Source organism: Sorangium sp. So ce296 (assembly GCF_051529605.1).
Taxonomy (GTDB): domain Bacteria; phylum Myxococcota_A; class Polyangia; order Polyangiales; family Polyangiaceae; genus Sorangium; species Sorangium cellulosum_D.
Genome location: NZ_CP150325.1, coordinates 13,099,360 through 13,118,102, shown reverse-complemented (window position 1 = coordinate 13,118,102; position 18,743 = coordinate 13,099,360). Strand labels below are relative to the sequence as shown.

At 74.0% G+C, this 18,743-nt stretch carries 16 protein-coding genes; 10 read left to right on the top strand and 6 right to left on the bottom strand.

The features are described 5' to 3' along the window. Positions 1 to 8: 8 nt before the first annotated feature. Both WME98_RS48450 and WME98_RS48445 read right to left on the bottom strand, forming a co-directional pair. Positions 9 to 887, bottom strand: a complete 879-nt coding sequence (locus WME98_RS48450) for a class I SAM-dependent methyltransferase (protein WP_437948326.1) — start codon at positions 885 to 887, stop codon at positions 9 to 11. Positions 888 to 942: 55 nt separating this feature from the next. Next, the gene (locus WME98_RS48445; protein ID WP_437948325.1) at positions 943 to 2,544 is read right to left on the bottom strand and encodes a serine/threonine protein kinase; all 1,602 of its coding nucleotides are present in this window, start codon (positions 2,542 to 2,544) and stop codon (positions 943 to 945) included. Between the two features lie 283 nt (positions 2,545 to 2,827). On the opposite strand from WME98_RS48445, the gene WME98_RS48440 reads away from it, so the two are divergent. Then, positions 2,828 to 3,640, top strand: a complete 813-nt coding sequence (locus WME98_RS48440; RefSeq protein ID WP_437948324.1) for an SDR family oxidoreductase — start codon at positions 2,828 to 2,830, stop codon at positions 3,638 to 3,640. Positions 3,641 to 3,755: 115 nt separating this feature from the next. Here the strand turns inward: WME98_RS48440 and WME98_RS48435 are convergent, their stop codons facing one another. Beyond that, the gene (locus tag WME98_RS48435; RefSeq protein ID WP_437948323.1) at positions 3,756 to 6,152 is read right to left on the bottom strand and encodes a DEAD/DEAH box helicase; all 2,397 of its coding nucleotides are present in this window, start codon (positions 6,150 to 6,152) and stop codon (positions 3,756 to 3,758) included. Between the two features lie 543 nt (positions 6,153 to 6,695). Here WME98_RS48435 and WME98_RS48430 point away from each other — a divergent pair. From WME98_RS48430 to WME98_RS48410, 5 genes are all read left to right on the top strand, one after another. Continuing rightward, positions 6,696 to 7,049, top strand: a complete 354-nt coding sequence (locus tag WME98_RS48430; protein WP_437948322.1) for a DUF4398 domain-containing protein — start codon at positions 6,696 to 6,698, stop codon at positions 7,047 to 7,049. A 26-nt stretch (positions 7,050 to 7,075) separates the two neighbouring features. Continuing rightward, positions 7,076 to 7,588 (top strand): DUF4398 domain-containing protein, encoded by a 513-nt coding sequence (locus tag WME98_RS48425; protein ID WP_437339200.1) that lies wholly within the window; start codon positions 7,076 to 7,078, stop codon positions 7,586 to 7,588. A 159-nt stretch (positions 7,589 to 7,747) separates the two neighbouring features. Continuing rightward, positions 7,748 to 8,431: a signal peptidase II gene (gene lspA, locus WME98_RS48420; RefSeq protein WP_437339199.1), complete on the top strand. Its 684-nt coding sequence runs from the start codon at positions 7,748 to 7,750 to the stop codon at positions 8,429 to 8,431. 194 nt (positions 8,432 to 8,625) lie between these two features. Beyond that, positions 8,626 to 9,381: a signal peptidase II gene (gene lspA, locus WME98_RS48415; protein WP_061621939.1), complete on the top strand. Its 756-nt coding sequence runs from the start codon at positions 8,626 to 8,628 to the stop codon at positions 9,379 to 9,381. Positions 9,382 to 9,383: 2 nt separating this feature from the next. Next, on the top strand, positions 9,384 to 10,322 hold the full coding sequence (locus WME98_RS48410; protein ID WP_061621940.1) for a prolipoprotein diacylglyceryl transferase: 939 nt from the start codon (positions 9,384 to 9,386) through the stop codon (positions 10,320 to 10,322). Positions 10,323 to 10,566: 244 nt separating this feature from the next. Here WME98_RS48410 and tatC read toward each other — a convergent pair whose 3' ends face one another. Genes tatC through rlmN form a run of 3 tightly spaced genes read right to left on the bottom strand, consistent with a single transcriptional unit; the run spans position 10,567 to position 13,438 of the window. Beyond that, positions 10,567 to 11,457, bottom strand: a complete 891-nt coding sequence (gene tatC, locus WME98_RS48405) for a twin-arginine translocase subunit TatC (RefSeq protein ID WP_437948321.1) — start codon at positions 11,455 to 11,457, stop codon at positions 10,567 to 10,569. Beyond that, entirely contained in the window at positions 11,454 to 12,152 is a 699-nt protein-coding gene (tatB, locus tag WME98_RS48400) for a Sec-independent protein translocase protein TatB (protein WP_437948320.1), read from the bottom strand. The genes tatC and tatB overlap by 4 nt, the downstream gene beginning before the upstream one ends. Before the next feature lie 44 nt (positions 12,153 to 12,196). Further along, on the bottom strand, positions 12,197 to 13,438 hold the full coding sequence (gene rlmN, locus WME98_RS48395) for a 23S rRNA (adenine(2503)-C(2))-methyltransferase RlmN (protein ID WP_437948319.1): 1,242 nt from the start codon (positions 13,436 to 13,438) through the stop codon (positions 12,197 to 12,199). A 51-nt stretch (positions 13,439 to 13,489) separates the two neighbouring features. On the opposite strand from rlmN, the gene WME98_RS48390 reads away from it, so the two are divergent. The 4 genes from WME98_RS48390 to WME98_RS48375 all read left to right on the top strand — a co-directional run bounded on the left by WME98_RS48390 (position 13,490) and on the right by WME98_RS48375 (position 18,648). Further along, a complete protein-coding gene (locus tag WME98_RS48390) occupies positions 13,490 to 14,812 on the top strand; it encodes an OmpP1/FadL family transporter (RefSeq protein WP_437948318.1) in 1,323 nt (440 codons plus the stop codon). Then, a complete protein-coding gene (locus WME98_RS48385; RefSeq protein ID WP_437948317.1) occupies positions 14,812 to 16,191 on the top strand; it encodes an OmpP1/FadL family transporter in 1,380 nt (459 codons plus the stop codon). Before WME98_RS48390 ends, WME98_RS48385 begins: the two co-directional genes overlap by 1 nt. Before the next feature lie 172 nt (positions 16,192 to 16,363). After that, positions 16,364 to 17,158, top strand: coding sequence for an SDR family NAD(P)-dependent oxidoreductase (locus WME98_RS48380; RefSeq protein ID WP_437948316.1), 795 nt, complete (start codon positions 16,364 to 16,366; stop codon positions 17,156 to 17,158). Between the two features lie 368 nt (positions 17,159 to 17,526). Further along, a complete protein-coding gene (locus WME98_RS48375; protein ID WP_437948315.1) occupies positions 17,527 to 18,648 on the top strand; it encodes a hypothetical protein in 1,122 nt (373 codons plus the stop codon). Positions 18,649 to 18,743: the final 95 nt, after the last annotated feature.

Sequence of the window (18,743 nt, the reverse complement as noted above, 5' to 3'; positions counted from 1 at the left end):
GCCGCGGCTCAGCCGCCGGGCTTGACGAACTTCAGCACGAAGCGGTCGCTCATGCCCCGCTTGTCGCCCGCCACCATGGGCGAGGCGTTCCAGTCGCGCGTGTCGCTCGGCGTCCGGAGGAAGCTCGCCTCGGCCGCGAGCCGGAAGCCGGCCTGCTCGATCTCCTGGCGCACGACCTTCTCCTCGATGCGGTGGAGCGTCTTCACCTCGGTGACGCCCGTCCCGTCGCGCCCCGTGTGATCGATGATCGCGAACACGCCGCCGGGCTTGAGCGCGCGGAAGATCGCGCGGTTCATCGCGGCCCGGTCCACCTCCATCCACACGGCGTCGTGATAGAAGAGGACGAGGAACACGGCGTCGAGATCGCGCGCCTCGGGCGGCAACGGGTCGTCGAGCTCGCGGTCGACCCGGACCACCTGCTTCATCGCGGGCTTCTTGAGCCGCTCGCTCCACGGCTTCTCGGCGAAGCGCTCGAGGACGAAGCGGTTGTTCTGCCCGTAGACGACCCCGCTCGGGCCGACCGCCCGCGCCAGGAGCTCGGCCGTGTAGCCGCCCCCTGCCATGAGCTCCGCGACCTTCATCCCCGGCTGGATGCCGAAGAAGGCGAGCGTCTCCGCGGGCTTCCGGCCAGCGTCGAGCGCCTTGTCGGCGTCCGCGCGGTCGGCGGCCTCCACGACGGCGCGCAGGGCTGCGGGCACGTCGACCGAGGTGGCCTGGGCGGGCGCCGAGGCGGCCGCATCGGTCGGGGCGGGGGCCGTCGCGGCCGGCGCCGCATCGGGCGAGGCGGCCGGCGCGGCGGGAGGAGCGGACGGCGCCGCAGGAGGCGCGGAGGCACACCCGGTGAGCGCGGCGAGGGCGAAGGCGAGGAGGGCGTGAGGACGTTGCACGCGGCGCTGCTAGCCGAGCGGGCTGAGCGCCGCAAGCGGCTCGGGCTGCGGGCGGTCAGCGCAGGGTGGCGGCGGGTGTCGCGCCCGCGGCGGGTGTCGCGCCCGCGGCGGATGTTGCGCCCGCGGCGGATGTCGCGCCCGCGGCGGGCGCTGCCTCGGCCGGGGAGCTCGCCGGCGGCGTCGCCCTTCGCAGGGGCAGGAGCGCCGCTTGCACCGCGGGGGCGAGCCGCGGCTGCGCCACGGCCGCAGCGCGCTGCGCGGCCGCGGGGTGCGCCGCGCTCATCCGGCCCTCACCGACGCGCACGCTGGCGACGGCGATCCCGGCCAGCGCGGCGCAGGCGATCGCCGCCGCGAGCAGGCGCTGCCGCGTCGCCCCGGCCGCAGGGAGGGCCGCGCTCGGCACCGACGCCGGCCGGAGCTCGTCCCGCGGCCGCTGCGAGGGGCTCCCCGGCCTCACGGACGGGGCCAGGAGCGGATCGAGCGAGCTCTCGTCGCTGGAGGGCGGCGCCACCGCGTGGAATCCGCCGCTCAGCGGGGCGCTCGACGGCTCCGGCAGCGCCGCGCCGTCCGCGTCGAGCGGCTCGGCGCCGCCGCCGAGCGCCTGCGACGGACCGCTGAGCCGCCGCGTCACGCGCAGGGTGAACGGGCTGTCCTCGTCGACGCGCGCCAGCTCGCCCCCCTCCAGGTCGTCGTCGCCGTCGGGGTCCGGGCGCTCGGACACGGGCGGGCCCGCCGGGCGCGGCTCGGACGGCTCCTTCAGCGCCGCGCCCACGAGCGCCGCGAGATCCTCCGGCGCGCCGATCTCGTGGCCGGCCTCGCGGAGCGCCTCGATCGCCTCCAGCATGGCGCGCGCATCGGGGAAGCGATCCTCCCGCCGGGGCGCGAGCGCGCGCGCGAGGAGCGCCTCGAGGGCGGGGCTCACCTCGGGGCGCAGCTCGCTCGCGCGCAGCATCTGCCCCTCGCGCGCCGCGGCCATGCGCGTGGCGGCGCTGGTCCCGGAGAACGGCCGCGTGCCGGTGAGCATCTGGAAGAGCACCACCCCGAGCGCGAACAGGTCGGCGCGGGCGTCGACCCGCTCCCCGTCGAACTGCTCGGGCGGCATGTAGGTCGGCTTCCCGACGAGATCGCGCCTGGCCGCGTCGCCCGCCTCGCCCCGCGTCGCGATCGCCACGCCGAAGTCCGCGATCTTCACCGCGCCGGCCAGCGAGATGAGCACGTTCCCCGGGCTCACGTCGCGGTGCACCATCAGCCGCCCCTCGGCGGCCGAGCGCTCGTGCGCATAGCCGAGCCCCTTGAGCACCTCGGACGCGACGAAGAGCGCGACCGGCACCGGGACAGACTCCCCGCGCGCCCAGATCCATCGGCAGAGCCGGCCGAGGTCCGTTCCGGACACGAGCTCGAGCACGAGGTAGAAGTCGCCCGCCTCGTCGATGCCGAAGTCGAGCACCTCATCGATGTTGGGGTGCTTGAGGCGGGTCATCATGCTCGCCTCGGCGATGAAGAGCTGCTTGAGATCGTCGCTGCCGGCGTGCATCGGGACGATTCGCTTGATGGCGACCGGGATCTCCGCGCCATCCGGCCCGAGCGCGGCCGCGCGGAACACCTCGCCCATCCCGCCGCGCGCCATCCGCGGTCCGATGGCGTAACGCCCCAGCACAGACCCCCTCGATGGCGCGCTCTCCACGGTGCCCGACTGTAAATGGCTCCGAGGGGCCGGGTAAAGGGGCGACCGCGCTCGACCATCCTGGATGCCGGGGTCGATTGCACAAATCGACTCACGGCGCTCCCACGCGGCCGATGCCCGGCTGTCACGCGCGCGCGGCGGCACGTCCACGACGAATCTACGGCTGTCCGGTGGGGTCGCGCAGGGCCGACGTGTGCCGCAGGGTGCGGTGGATGTCGCTGGACCTGCACCGGTCTGGTACAAGTCCGCTCTGGACATGATGCACGCATCCCTGAACGATTCGACTCCGGTTGTCTTCATCACCGGCGCTTCCGCTGGCTTCGGCGCGGCGATCGCCCGTCGCTTCGCGGGCCTGGGCGCTCGGCTGGTCCTGGCCGCGCGCCGTTACGAGCGCCTGGAGGCGCTCGCGGCTGAGCTCACGGGCGGCGGGGCGGGCTCGTCGCCCGGGGGTGGGCGGGCGGCCGCGGTCCACCTCGTCCGGCTGGACGTCCGGGATCGGGGCGCGGTGGATCGGGCGATCGCGGAGCTCCCGCCGGAGCTGTCCGAGGTGTCGGTGCTGGTCAACAACGCGGGCGGCGCGCTCGGCCTCTCGCCGGCGCAGACGGCGGATCCCGACGACTGGGAGCAGATGGTCGACACGAACATCAAGGGGCTGCTCCACTGCACGCGGGCGCTCTTGCCCGGCATGGTGGCGCGCGACCGGGGGCACATCATCAACATCGGCTCGGTGGCCGCCGAGACGCCGTATCCCGGGAGCAACGTCTACGGCGCGTGCAAGGCGTTCGTGGCGCAGTTCTCGCTGAACCTGCGCGCGGATCTCCTCGGCAGCCGGGTGCGCGTCACCGACATCGAGCCCGGCATGGCCGAGACGGAGTTCTCGCTGGTGCGCTTCAAGGGCGACCAGGAGCGGGCCGCCGCCGTCTACCAGGGGGTGAAGCCGCTCTCGGCCGAGGACGTGGCCGAGGCCGTGGTCTGGTGCGCGACGCTCCCGGAGCACGTCAACGTGAACCGGCTCGAGCTGATGCCCGTCATGCAGGCGTTCGCCGGCTTCGCGGTGAAGAGGGGATAGCGCCGCTCTGCCCGCGTTGACCCAGGGAGTAGGGGACTCCCCAAGGACGGGAAGAGAGCTCCGAGATCGCTTGTCTCGGTGACTTGGCGGCTCAGTCTCGTCTCGCTCCCATGTCTCACGCCTGGTGGAGCAAGATCTCGAGGAGGCCGAGCGCCGCGCGCTTGCGCTTCGCGTCGATGGCCTCGGTCGCGCCGACGCACAGGGGGCAGCCGGCCTGGTCGCAGCCGCACCCCGCGATGAGCTGCCGCGTGCGCGCGAGGAGCTCGTCGCGCTGCTCGTAGATGCGCTCGGACAGGCCGACGCCGCCGGGCACGTTGTCGAACAGGAACAGCGTCGGATCGAAGACCCCGGCCCGCTCGGCGCCCTCCGGGACGTCCGGCGTCCGCGCCTCGCTCCCGTCTTCGAGCGTCTGGCCGATGTCCCGCGGATCGCACATGAGCGAGAGCGTCGCGACCGTCTCCAGCGCCCGCGCGATCCCGCGCAGGCCGTCGATCGCGGTCGCGCGGCCGAGGCCGAGCTCCTCGCAGAGCGCCTCGGGCACGGTGAGCCAGAACGAGGTCGTGTGCATCTGGATGTCGGGCAGCCGCACGTCGCCATACCCCGTGTTCTCGTGCGTGTAGAACTTGATCTTCTTGTACCCAACCACCTTCTCCACGATGCTCACCTCGCCGAACGCGGCGGTCGCCCGGCCGAGCGGGGCGCTCGCGCTCTCGTCGAGGATGCTCACCTTTCGATGGGTGAGCGCGGTCGTGAAATAGTCGGGGACGACCTTCGTCACGAACGCCTTGTGGTTCTCGTAGTCGAGCCGCTCGACCTGATACTGCTCGCCGTCGTGCTGGTAGATGGCCTGTTCGTGGAGCATCGTCGGCGCGGCGCGCCAGTCGAGCTCCGCCAGCGTCTTGCCGTGCGCCTTGTCGATGATGACGAAGTTGTCCCAGCCCACCGAGCGCAGGCTCACGTGGTTCGCCGGATAGGCGTCGGTCGCCCAGTGAAAGCGATCGTTCGACTCGTGGACGACCCCGTTGTCCTGGAGGAAGCGGAGCGCCGCGACGGTGTCGTCCGCCGGCATCGCCGCGTAGGACTCCCCCTTGAGGAACGGCAGCTCGAACGCCGCGCACTTGAGGTGCTGCACCAGGATCTCGGTGTTCTGCGGATCGATCCGGGCCGACTCGGCCCCGCGCTCGAGCAGGTAGCTCGGGTTCCTCGCGAGGTACTGGTCGAGCGCCGCGCTCGTCGCGCACAGGACGGCGATGCTCGTCTTGCCGCGCCGGCCCGCGCGGCCGAAGCGCTGCCACGTCTCCGCGACCGACCCGGGATAGCCGGCGCAGATCACCGCGTCGAGCTCGCCGATGTCGATGCCGAGCTCGAGCGCGTTCGTGGCCACGACGCAGAGGATCTCGCCCTCGCGGAGCCCCCGCTCGACCCGGCGGCGCGTCTCCGGGAGGTAGCCGCCGCGGTACGCCATGATCGCGTCCTCCGCCCCGATCTCCTTGCCGACGCCCTCGCGCAGGTACTTCAGCATGATCTCGACCGAGTTGCGCGACTGGCCGAACACCAGCGTCGGCACGCGGGCCCGCGCGAGATCCCCGGCGAGGCGGACCGCGCTCTTCAGCGTGCTGGCGCGCACCCCGAGCTCCGCGTTCACGACGGGCGGGTTGTACAGGAAGAAGCGCCGCGGCCCGCGCGGGGCGCCCGACTCGTCGATGAGCTCGAGCTCGTCCTCGGCGATGCCCAGCAGGCGCGCGGCGTGCGCCCGCGGGTTGCCGATCGTCGCCGTCGCGCAGAGGAACGTCGGGCTCGAGCCGTGGAAGGCGGCGACGCGGCGCAGCCGGGCGAGCACGTGGGCGACGTGCGAGCCGAACACCCCGCGGTAGGTGTGGAGCTCGTCCAGCACGACGTAGCGCAGGCGCTGGAACGTCCGCGCCCAGTGCGCGTGGTGCGGCAGGATCCCCGCGTGGAGCATGTCGGGGTTGGTCATGACGATGGGGCTGCGCTCGCGCGCCGCCCGCCGCGCGTCGCCCGGCGTGTCCCCGTCGTAGACGATGGCCGGGATCGTGAGCCCCGCCTCGCGGATGAGCGCGTGCAGCCCGGCCTCCTGGTCCCGGGCGAGCGCCTTGGTCGGGTACAGGTAGATCGCGCTGCCGCCCTGGCCCGACGCGGCGCCCTCCGCCAGCGCGTCGAGCACCGGGAGGTGGAAGCAGAGGCTCTTGCCGCTCGCCGTCGGCGTCGCGACGACCACGTGCCGCCCGGCCTGCGCGGCCTCCGCCGCGCCGCGCGCCGCGCGGGCCGCCGCGAAGGCCCGCGCCTGGTGGTCGTAGAGCCGCGAGATGCCCCGTCGCTCCAGGGCGCCGCGCAGCGCCGGCGAGAGCGCCTCGGGCATCGGCGCGGTGCGCGCCTCGGCCGGCGGCATCTCGCGGTCCGCGGTGAAACAAGGGCGAACGTAGCCCGACGCGAGCCACGACGCGATGACGCTCTCGACGCCGGTCTCGATCTTCCAGGGGGGCGACGGCATGACGCCGGCATACTAAACAGATGCGCCGTGTCGCTCAACCGGATCGGGCGCGGGTGGGCGCGATGGGTGGATCTGTGGGAAGCTGCCGCACCCGATCGCGGCGGGCGGCGCCGCGGATGGGCGCGGGGGAGGGCGAGGGCGGGCAGGGCAGGCGCGCGTACAGGGGAGCGGGGAGCGCTCGTGTCCTCGAGCGAACTCGGAGCTCGGCGGCCCTCCCGCCGTGGAGTCACTGCTCGCGAGGCGCGCGGCGGCGCCGGCGAATGGCTCGTTTGCGCGCAACGGTTGGGCAGCGCGGATACGGCGCGTGAGCCGACGTCTCAGCGCGCGCGGCGATCCTGCTGCACCGACGGACGCCGGGCGGCGCGCCGCGCGGGGGCGCTCAGGCAGAGCCCCACCGCGGGCAGGCCTGGTGTGCTGGTTGCCTGAGGGAGAGCCGACCGGCGACGGAGATCCGACGGAGATCCGGCGTCGAGGTCCACATCGCTCTTTGCCCCGCCTGCTCCGCGCGATCGCTCGTCCGGGGCTGGCCACGAGGTGTCGCACATGAGAAAGGCAGTGATCTTGACGCTCCTCGGCGCGTCGGCGGCGGGGTGCGCCGCGCGCACGGCGACGTTCGGCGATCGGGTCGTCGCCTCGGAGGCGATGATCCGGGCCGCGGAGGAGGGCGGCGTCGACGAGGTCCCGCTGGCGGACGTCCACCTGCGCCTCGCCAGAGAGCAGGTGGAGCGCGCGAGGCGGCTGTCGGCCGAGGGCGTGGCCGATCGGGCGCGACGCATGCTCCTGCGCGCGCAGGCGGACGCGGAGCTCGCCATGGCCCTCGCGCGGGAGGCGCGGGCCCAGGCGCGCGCGCGCGAGGCGGTCGGGGAGGTCGGATTCATCCATCAGCGGCTCCGGTAGGGGCGCGCGGGAGGAGGCGCGGAACCATGCGATGCAACCCGAGGATGGCGGCCACGACGGTGGCCATGTTGCTCCTCGGCGGCCTCTTGGGGTGCGCGAGCGCCCCGCTGCCGCCGAAGGAGCTCATCAGCGCGCGGGAGAGCTACGCGCGCGCCCGAGCGGGCGCGGCGGCGGAGCTCGCGGCCGCGGACCTGGAGGGCGCCGGCGAGGCGCTGGAGCGCGCGGAGCGCGCGTTCGCCGCGGGGAGGGAGCTCGCGGAGGCGAGGGATCTCGCGTACCTCGCGGGGCGCCGGGCGCAGCTGGCCGACGCGCTCGGGCGCACGGCGGCCGCGGAGCGGCAGCGGGGCGCGGCCCTCCAGGCGTACGCCGAGGTGCAGCTGGCGCTGCGCAGGAAAGGGGCGCCGCCGGCCGACGCGGCGGAGCCGCTCGAGCCGGGCAAACCGACGCAGCCGCCGAAGGCACCGGCCCGGGCACGCGCCCCGGAGCGCTCGCTGACGCGCGCCCCGGAGCGCTCGCTGACGATCCTGGACGGGCGGTGAACCGCGCCCGGCGCGGCAGACGCCGCGCGGCGGACGGCGCAGGGCGACGGACGACAGCGGAGGCGGAGGACGCAGGCGGCGCGGGGACGGTCGGCGGACGGCGTCGCCCTGCTCCGGGCCGTTTGCTCCGCGCGGCGCCATCGCGTAGAAGCGAGGGTGATGTCCTCTGGCGCACCGCAGGCGTCGCCCGCTGCACTCCTCCCGGACGAGCTCCCCCCGGGCGAGCGCGCCTCGCTCGCCTTCCTGGCCGTCGTGTCGCTCGTCTCGTGCGCCGCCGATCTGGCGACCAAGGCGTGGGCGCACGCGCGGCTCGCCGGGTTCGACGCGAAGCGGTCGGGCCCGAAGATCTTCACGGTCATCCCGGACCACCTGGATTTCATCTTCGCGCAGAACCCGGGCGGCGCCTGGAGCTTCCTCCGCAGCCTCCCGGACGGCCTGCGGCGGCCGTTCTTCCTGTTCGTCTCCGCCGCGGCGATCGTCTTCATCGTCTCGATCTACCGGCGCGTCCACAAGGACCAGGCCGCGATGAAGTGGGGGCTCGCGCTGGCGCTCGGCGGCGCGATGGGCAACCTGGTCGACCGGATCCGCTACGGCTGGGTCATCGACTTCATCGACGTCTACGTGATCCGCGGCGGCCAGGAGTTTCACTGGCCGACGTTCAACGTCGCCGACATCGCGATCGTCGCCGGCGTCATCCTCATGTCCACGGACATGATCGCCTCCGCCCGCAACGCGAGCGCTCCCTCGTCAGCGCCGAGCGGCGGGCCCGGCGGCCCGGCGGGCGGCGACGCGGCCCCTCCGCTATCGACGGAAGCGCCTCCGCCCGCCCCGCCGGCCGGCTGAAGGGCCGAAGCGGCCGCGCGGTGCGCGGTGCGCGGTCAGAGAGCGGGCTGTGCGCGCTCGCGCGCACGCCCGAGAAGCACGACATGACGACGCGCGAGACGGGCGAGGGCGCACAGGGCAGACGGGCGAGACGGCGCGCCCGGAGGGAAGCCTTTGCCGGAGAGCTCGGTTTGTCGTAGAGGAACGCGCTCCGCATGACTGAAGACGCCACGCCGCGAGATGCTGCCGTGAAGACCGAGGGTGCCGATGCGGAGCCGGACCGCGCCGCGCCCGTGAAGGCGCCAGAAGGCGCGCCGCTGGCCGCCGGCGAGCGCGACCCCGAGGGGCGCGGCTCCTCGCTGGAGGACGACGCCGACGATGTGGTCGCGCCGGCGAAGCCGACCTACCGGCCGTCGTACGTGTTCCTGCTCGTCGTGTCGGCCGTCACGCTGGCCGCCGACCTCGGCACGAAGTGGTGGGCCAAGGACCGGCTGGAGCCGCGGGCGCTCGCGGACCTCGCCGACGCGCCCCGGCCGCTCGCGCTCCGGAAGATCGAGGTCATCCCGGATCACCTGAACCTGATCTTCGCGAAGAACCACGGCGGGGCGTGGGGCATCCTGGGCGACGAGAGCGAGGCGATCCGCCGCCCGTTCTTCCTCGTGGTCTCGCTCGCCGCGATCGTCTTCATCGTCTCGCTGTACCGCAAGCTCCACCCCTCGCAGATCGCGCTCCGGTGGGGGCTGCCGCTCGTGCTCGGCGGCGCGCTCGGGAACCTCGTCGACCGGATCCGTTACGGGTACGTCATCGACTTCATCCAGGTGCGGTTCACGCCGACGTTCGTGTGGCCGACGTTCAACGTGGCCGACATCGCGATCGTCGTGGGCGTCGGGCTGATGGCGATCGACATGTTCTCCCCGCAGCGTCCCGAGCTCGCGAGGAAGCCCTCCGGGGCGAAGGCGTCGGCGGGCTGACCATGCGGCCCGAGCTGTTCCGCCTGCTTGACGTCGCGTTCCCCGCCTACTTCCTGCTGCTGCTGACCGGCTTCCTCTTCGCGACCGCGATCGGCGCCCTGTGGGCGCGGCGCATCGGCGAGGATCCGGACGTGATCGTCGACCTGGGGCTCGCGTGCCTCCTGGCCGGCGTCGTCGGCGGCCGGCTCCTCCACGTCGTCGCCGACGGATACTTCTGGGATTACGTGCACCTGTGCACCGACCCGTCGCTCGTCGACTGGAAGGTCGAGCAGGCGCTGTGCGAGCCGCGGTACCACGGCGTCTGGGACGCCGCGAAGGGGGTCTGCCACCCGACCGAGCGCGATTGCCTGGCGTGGGCGAAGTTCTGGGCGGGCGGCCTGACGTACTACGGCGGCTTCGTCGGCGCGTCGGCGATGGCGTACTGGCTGCTGAAGCGCGATCGGTTCCCGTTCTGGAAGGCGGCGGACATGGCGGGCTTCGCCGTCCCGCTGGGCCTCGGGTTCGGGCGGATGGGCTGCCTGCTCGCCGGCTGCTGCTTCGGCCAGCGCACCGACGGCGCGCTCGGGCTCTCGTTCCCGCCGAACAGCCCCGCGAGCGAGGCGCAGTTCAAGCTGCACGAGCTCGCGAGCGCGCGCCTGCCGTCGCACCCCGTGCACCCGACGCAGATCTACGAGTCGGCCATGTCGTTCGCCATCGCGGCGATCTGCCTGCTCTACGTGCACGGGCGGAAGCGGTACGACGGGCAGGTCTTCGCGACGTTCCTCGGCCTCTACGCGCTCGGGCGCTTCACGCTCGAGTTCGCGCGCGCCGACGACCGGGGTGGCCTCATCGGCCTGTCCACGTCGCAGCTCATCGGGGTCGCGATGCTCGGCGCCGCGATCGCGATCCACGTGGCGCGGAGCCGGAAGACCGCGCCCGCGGCGATCGCGCCGGCCGCCTGAGCCGCGGCCCTGACGGCGCGCGGCATGCGCCGTCCGCCAAGCGCGACGCTGGAGCGCCGATCACGTCGATCGAGCGATAGACGAACCGCCGAGGCGCCGAGCCAGGGTCTTTCTCTTGGCGCCCTTGGCGCGTTGGCGGTTCGAGCTTCTGCTCGTCTCAGGCGCCTTCGACCCGTTCGTCGCCCTGGGACACCGACGAGGCGCGGAGGCGGTGCTGCCTGCGATGTCCGCGCCGCGCCGGACGTCAGCCCTGGGAGACTTCCTTCTGCTTGCGCTTCTTGTACGCGGCGCGCTGGTCGTCCGTCGGCGGCTTGCCGAAGACGTACGCGAGCCCGATCGAGAGCACGTAGAGGAGGCACATCGGCACCGCCATCACGAGCTGGCTGGTGATGTCCGGCGGCGTCAGGATCGCCGCCAGGACGAAGGCGGCGAACACGAACCAGCGGCCGAACATGATGAGCTGCAGGTAGTTGACGAGGCCCGCGATCGAGAGAAACAGCACGATGAGCGGGATCTCGAAGATGATCCCGAAGCCGAGCAGGAGCTGGGCGACGAAGTCCAGGTAGTCGCCCATCATCACCGTCGGCGTGATCGTCACCCCGTCGCCGCCGACCGTGCCGGCCATGCTGAGGAAGTAGCCGAACGAGATCGGAAAGGCCGCGCGCCAGCCGAACAGGCCGCCGCCCACGAACAGGATCGTCGAGAACAGGACGAACGGGATGACGTACCGCTTCTCGCGGGCGTAGAGGCCCGGCGCGACGAACGCCCACAGCTGGTAGAAGATGAACGGCGAGGCCAGCGCCGCGCCGCCGATCATCGACAGCTTGAAGTAAGCGACGAACGCGGCCGCGGGCGCGCCGAAGTGGAGCGAGGGGTTGCCCGGCAGGCTCTGCTCCCGCCACGCCTGCACGAATGGGATGGTCAGGTAGTGCAGGAGCTTCTCGCGCACCTCCCACCCGAAGATGCAGGCCACAAAGAAGACGAGGATGCTCCGGACGAGCCGCTTGCGCAGCTCGTCGAGGTGCTCCCAGAAGGACATCGGTTTGTCCTCGTTGAGGTCCTCCTCGGCGTTGTCGCTGGACGCGCCGGCCGCTCCCGGGGAATCGCTCTTCGCCGCCGCCTGCTCCTGGCTCATGACGCCGCTCCGTTCCCCGTCGCCGCGGTCTCCTGCGCGGCCGCGGTCTCCTGCGCCGCCGCGGTCTCCTGCGCCGCCGCGGTCTCCTGCGCCGCCGCGGACCCTGCCGCGCTCGCCGCGCCCTGCGGCGCTGCCGCGGCCGCCGGCGCCGCCGCGGTCGCCGCGCCTTCCGCGCCCTCCGCGCCGCTCGCCGCTGCCGCGGCGGCTCCGCCCTCCACCGGCGCCGCGGCGCCTCCGCCCTCGGCCGCGTCCGCCGGCTTGGGCGCTCCCTCGATCTCGGCGCCGTAGGCGTCGCAGCCGAGGACCGGGTACTCGCGCTCGCGGAGCGGCGGCACGTTCTGCGGCGGCGGCGGCACGTCCGGCGGCGGCGGCAGGGGCTCGGGCTCCGGCGGCCTCACGCGCGGCGTCGCCGAGACGACCGTGCCGATGGTGCCGGCGTCCATGACGGGCTTCACCAGCGTCTCGATCACGTTGACCCGCGAGAGCGCGCGGAGCTCGCGGAGCTCGCGCTCCAGCCCCTCCTGGCGGATCAGGTCGTCGATGCCGCTCTGCGTCCTGAGCTCGGTGGTCATGCGGCGGAGCTTGGCGATCCAGCTCCCCGCCGTCCGCATCATCGCGGGCAACCGCCGTGGGCCGACCACGATGATGCCCACGATGACGAGCACCATTACCTCGCCGAAGCTGAAGCCGAACACGGGCGCAAGCTAGCGCGCGCCGGAGCGGGGATCCATAGCGACCCTCACGCCGGCCGCGGCGGCGCGCTCGGCCCGACGCCGGCCGCCTCCGCCGCCGCGCCGGGCCGGGGCGACGCCCGGCGGCCGCCTGGCCGCTGCGCCTCCGCCGGAGGCCGCGCGAGCTGCCCGCAGGCCGCGCCGACGTCGCCGCCGCCGGAGTAGCGCACGATCGAGCCGACGCCGGCGGCGGAGAGGACCGCGCGGAACGCCTCGAGCCGCGCCGAGCGCGCGAACGGATCGGCCGGCGCGGCGCCGCCCTCGGCGCCGCCGGGCGAGGGCGGGGGAGCGTCGGCCGCGCCGATGGCGTTGTAGGGGATGAGGCTGAGCCGCGGCGAGATGCCGTGCTGCGCGGCGAAGCCGCGGGCGAGCGCGGCCAGGCTCGCGGCGTCCTCGTCCGCGTCGTTCTGGCCCGCGAGCAGCGTGTACGCCCACATCGGCGCGTGCCCGGTCGCGCGCGCGTGCTCGCCCACGGCGGCGAGGACCTCGTCGAGCGGGTGCGCGCCGTCGATCGGCATGAGGTGGCGCCGCCTGCCGGGCCGCACCGAGCCGAGCGAGAGGCCGAGCCGGACGCCCGGGACCTCGGCCGCGAGCCGCCGGATCCCCGACGGGAGCCCCGCCGTGCACACCGTGATGTTGCGCATGTCGATCGCCTGCGCGCTCGGCTCCGAGAGCACCCGGATCGCCTGGATGACGCGATCGGCGTTGGCGAGCGGCTCGCCCATGCCCTGGAACAGCACGCCGTGCACGCGCGCGCCGCCGCCCACGGTGGCGCCGAGATCCCGGCGGATGAGCCGCACCTGCTCGACGATCTCCCAGGCCTCCAGGTTGCGCGTGAGGCCCATGCGCCCGGTGGCGCAGAAGGCGCAGGCGAGCGCGCAGCCGACCTGCGAGCTCACGCACGCCGAGTACCGGCCCGGCCGCTCGAGCGGGATGCGCACCGACTCGACCGCCGCGCCGTCCTCCAGACGGAACGCGTACTTCACGAACGGATCCTCGGCGCTCGCGCGCCGCTCCACGAGCGCGAGCGTCCTGATCTCGCCCGCCGAGCGCGCGGCCTCGAGCGCGGCGCGCCGGACGGTCGCGGGCGCGCGCGCGGGCAGCTCGCCGAGGCGGTGCGCCAGCGAGACGATGCGGCGCGCGTCGGTGAGGTCGATGCCGCAGGCGCCGGCGAGCTCCTCCGGCAGCACGGCCTGGAGCGCGAGGCGGGGGCGGCGTTCGTCCGAGCTGCTTTTAGGGCGGGGATCCACGGCGGATACCGACTAGCGCGCCAGGGCGGCCCAGTCTACGGTCGCCCGCGCATGCTTCGCCCGATCCGCTGGATGCGGCGCGGGTTCGCGCCCCTCGCCGCGGCGGGGCTCGCCCTCGCGTCGGCCGGCGCCGCGCGGGCGTCGCCGGAGGACGTGCTCGGCTTCGGCGCGCGCGCGAGCGCCATGGGCGCGACCGGCGCCGCGGTCGCGGAGGGCTACGAGGCCGTCTACGCGAACCCGGCGCTCCTGTCGCTGTCGCGCGAGCGCCGGCTCACCCTGGGGCTCGAGGGCGCGATCTTCGACCTCCGCGCGGGCGGCCGGCGGCTCTCGTACCCGCCGCTGCGCGGCAGCCTGATCGGCGCCACGGTGCCGATCCCGTTCGGCGGCGCGCTCGCGGACCGCGTGACGATCGGCCTCGGCTTCTTCGCGCCGTTCGACGTGGTGGTCCGCGGGCGGATCCTCTACCCGGAGACGCCGCAGTTTCCGGTCGCGGACCGGACCCAGTCGGTGGCGGTGCAGGCGGCGCTCGGCGCGTCGCTCGGGCGCGGCGTCCGGGTGGGCGCCGGCTTCGCCGCGCTGGCGGCGCTGTCCGGCGCGGTGACGGTGGCGACCGACGCGTCCGGCCGCGTGGGCACGCTGGTCGAGGACACCCTGGTCGCGAGCTACGGGCCGATCCTCGGCGCGAGCTACGACATCGGCGCGTACCGCGTCGGGGCCGCGTTCCGCGGCGAGCTCGCCGGGCGCTTCGACGTCGTCATCCGCGCCGAGGATCTCGGGGGGATCGCCGTGCCGCCGCTCCACATCGCGGGGATCGCGCAGTACGATCCGGCGCAGGTCGCGCTCGAGGTGGCGCGCGTGAAGGGCCCCTGGAAGGTGGCGATCGGCGCGACGTACAAGCGCTGGTCGGCGTACCCCGGCCCGGTCGAGGCGACGGTGCGCTGCCCGGACGTCGACCCCGCCACGGGCGAGCCGTTCGCCGGCCCGTGCGGGGCGCCGGCGCCCGCGGATCCGGGGTACTCGGACACGGTCGTGCCGCGCGTCGGCGTGGAGCGCAGCCTCGCGCTGCGGCCGGGGGCCACGGCGCACGCGCGCGGCGGCGCGTACCTCGAGCCGTCGCCGGCGCCCGAGCAGACGGGCGCGTCGAACCTCTACGACAACGCGCGCGTCGCGCTGTCGCTCGGCTACGGGCTCGCGCTCGCCGCGCCGCTGCCCCGGCTGACGCTGGACCTGTTCGGCGAGGTGCAGCTGCTCCTGCCGCGCGCGCACCGGAAGCGCGGCGAGCCGGCCGCGGGCGGCGGCGAAGGCGGCGCCGGCGCGGTGCGCACGGGGGGCGTCCTGGTCGCGGGCGGGACGACGCTCGGGGTGGCGTTCTGATGCGCCGGCCCGCCTGCGCCGCCGCGCTGCTGGCCGCGCTGACCGCCGGGCCAGCGCGCGCGCACGCGCCCGACGCGTACGGCTTCGGCGCGCGCGGCGCCGCGATGGGCGGCGCGCTCGCGGCGGACGCGACCGACTTCTCGGCGAGCTACTACAACCCGGCGGGCCTCGCCGGCGCGACGGGGCTCGGCCTCTCGCTCGGCTACAGCTACGCGTCGAACGGCCTGCGCACGAACGGCCGCGACAGCGGCGTGCGCGACGTCCACGGGCTGTCGGGCGGCCTCGTCGCGCCAGGCGAGGTGCTCGGCGTCCCGTTCGCGTTCGGGCTGGCGACGTTCCTGCCGGACGACGGGCTGTCGCGGATCAAGGCGATCCGCCAGGAGACGCCGCGCTGGGAGCTCTACGACGACCGGCTCTCGATCCTGTTCCTCGCCGCGAGCATCGCGGTGCGCCCGCTCCCGTTCCTGGAGCTCGGCGGCGGCGTCGCGTTCCTCGCCTCGACGCGGGGCCGCTTCTCGGTGACGGGCCGCGCCGACGCGCTGTCGCCCTACGACTCCGCGCTCCGCCACGAGGTGGACGCGGATCTCACGTCGATCCGCTACCCGCAGCTCGGCGCGCGGGTGCGCGCCTGGGATCTCGGCTTCGTCGGGGTCGTCTACCGCGGGGAGGCGAAGCTCCCGCTGTCGATCGACGCGCGGCTGCAAGGGGTCGTCGACTTCGCGGGCATCGAGGTGCCGCTCCTCTACGAGCTCGAGTCGCGCACGGTCGACGCGTTCCTGCCGCAGCAGGTCGTCGTGGGGGCGAGCTTCCAGCGGATCCGGGGCCTGCGCGTGAACCTCGACGTCACGTGGGTGAACTGGTCGGCCTACGAGAGCCCGGTGGCGAGGGCGCGGGCGCACCTCGAGGCGTCGCCGCCCCCGGAGGTGCCGCTTGACCTGCCCGACGATCCGAGGCCCACGTCCGTGGTGCCGCTCCGGTTCGAGGATCGGCTCGTGCCGCGGCTGGGCGTCGAGTACGCGATCGCCGCGGCGGGGAGCCCGCGCGAGGCGGCCGGGCAAGGCGGGCCGGGGGGAGCGCGCCACGCGATCGAGATCCCGCTCCGCGCGGGGTACGTCTACGAGCGCTCGCCGGTCCCGCCGCAGCGGGGGGTGACGAACTACATCGACGCAGATCGACACACGCTCTCTCTGGGGGCGGGCGTGGTCCTGAATCGGCCTCTGCCGGAGCTGCCGGGCTCGCTCCGGATCGATGTGCACGGGCAGCTGTCCGTGCTGCCGGAAGTGGTCGTGGAGAAGGACAATCCGGCCGATTTCGTCGGGGATTACCGAGCGGACGGCACGATGGTGAACCTTGGAGCGACGGTGACGGCTGCGTTCTGATCCCGTGAACGAGGTGAATCGCGCGGGGATCGACGGTGGCCGCGGCACTCGATGGCTCTTCGCCGGAATGTCGATTCGCCACCTGCGGGGTCGTGCAGGCTTGACATCAGATCGCTTTGCACCGCCATCGCCGCGCGCTTGACGCGCGCTCCAGTTCTTGCGAGACCACCTCATGCCAACGGATGCACCTTCTTCGTCGTCAGGCGAAGCACCCCGCTTCGATTTGAAGGGTCAGGTAGCGCTCGTCACCGGGGCCGCTCGCGGCCTCGGGAACGCATGCGCGCTCGCCCTCGCGCACGCCGGCGCGGACGTCGCCCTTGGCCTGCGCGAGATCGGCTCAGCGGGGGAGCTCGCCGAGTCCATACGCGCCCTCGGCCGACGCGCGCTCCCGCTGCAAATGGACGTGACGCGCACGTCGGAGATCAGGAGCGCGGTGGCCGAAGCGATCCGCCATTTCGGTCGCATCGACATCCTGGTCAACAACGCCGGACTCGGCCCGCCGAACCCCGCAGAAGACGTGACCGAAGAGGACTTCGATCTCACCGTCGCGGTGAACCTCAAGGGCACGTTCTTCGTGAGCCAGGAGGTCGGGCGGACGATGATCAAGAACGGCAGCGGCAAGATCGTGAACCTGAGCTCGCAGGCGGGGTTCGTCGGTCTACCGACCGAGTCGGTCTACTGCATGACCAAGGCAGGGATCGCGCACCTGACCAAATGCCTCGCGGTCGAGTGGGCCAGGTACGGCATCAACGTGAACGCGGTCGCCCCGACGTTCATCCGGACGCCGGGCACCGTCAAATGGCTCAAAGACGAGGCGTTTCGCGACGATCTCCTGTCGAGGATCCCCCTCGGGCGCGTCGGCGAGCCCGTCGACGTGGCGGGCGCCGTCGTCTTCCTCGCGTCGCCTGCCGCGTCGCTCATCACCGGGACCACCCTCCTCATCGACGGCGGCTTCACCGCCCGGTGACTATCTCCCTCGCACCGACTCCTCCAGGCAACGGTAGAATCCGAGTTTGCGCCCTCGCAGGCCGCTCCCCGCGGGGATACACTCGTGACTCGTTCCGCCCCGCCAGAAGTCCGGCCAGGGATCCGGAGAGAGAGTTCAACGCCAAGGCGTAAAGACGCAAAGACGCAAAAAGATTTGTAGTTTTGCGCCTTTGCGCCTTTGCGCCTTTGCGCCTTTGCGCCTTGGCGTTTATTTCTCTGTCGCTCGCGAGGCAGATCCCTGGCGGGAGTTCTGACCGGCGGTACTAGGATGGATTGGTGCTCCAGGATCCGACGCGCATGCCCATCCGTGAACCTCGGGGCCCACACAGGCCTGGTCCGCGCTTGCCGATGCTGCTCCTCCTCGCTCGAGCGCTCGCCCTCTGCGCGGCTCCGTGGCCGCTCGGTTCCTGCGCGACGCTCCCCTCGGAGGAGGCCGACGAGGGCAGCCTGCCGAACGCCCTCGCCGGTCCGTTCCGGGAGATCGACCAGGAAGAGCTCGGCAACTCCAGGGCGGCCCCGCACGTCATGAACGACGACGAGCGCTTCGCGCGCGACGCCTCGGTGGTCGATCTGGACGGCGATCCCTCGACGCTCGCGGCGGCCGGCTTCTTCGCCGCCACGCTCGGCCCCGACGACGCCGAGCCAGACCCGCTCGCCCCGCCGAACGCGATCGTCCGCTACGAGGCAGCGGACGGCCGCTCGTTCGAGCGATCGCCGGTGACGGTCCTCGCGCCGGAGCTGCCCTGGGAAGGCGGCACGGTGGCCGCCCCTTCGGCGCTCCTCCTGGACGGCGAGATCTGGCTCTACTACGCGGCGGAAGGCGGCATCGGCCTCGCGCGCAGCGAAGACGGCGTCGCCTTCGCGCGCGAGCCGGCGCCCGTGCTCGCGCCGACCGCGCCCGACGACGGCGGCTGGGAGCGCGGCGCCATCCCCGGCAGCCCCGGCGTGGTCCGCCTGCCCGACGGCTCGCTCCGGATGTTCTACGTCGTCGCGGGCGACGGGGGCGCGTCCTTCGTGGGCGAGGCGCGCAGCGTCGACGGCCTCGCCTGGGCCCGCGTCGGCGACGGCCCCGCGCTCGCGCCGGCGCCCCGGCCGGCCGCCGGCGCGAGCGCGGCGGACGACGAGCCCTTCGACAGCGCCGCCGTCTTCGACCCCGCGCCGGTGCTCGCCGTCTCCGCGACGGGCCGGCCGAGCCTGCGCGTCTACTACGCCGGCCGCGACAGCGCCGGCCGCTCCGCGATCGGCCTCGCGGCCCGCTTCGGTCACGACGGGCCGCTCCAGCGCGCGGCGGCGCCGGTGTTCGGCGCGTCCTCCGCGCTCGCGCCGCGCGCGCCCTGGGTGGCCGCCCATCCCGGGTTCTCGCTGCTGTTCGTCACGCAGGCGGCGGGGACGCGCGACGGCCAGGGCTACCCCGCGGTCGCCGCCGGCGTCGCGCCGGCCGACGCGTCGCTCCCGCCGCCCGAGCCGTGAGCGCGCCCGGATCGCCCGCCCGCCGCGCCGCCCCGGCCGCCCGCGCCGGCGGCCCAGCGCGCCGCCGTTGACGCCGCGGGCCCCGGCACCACGAC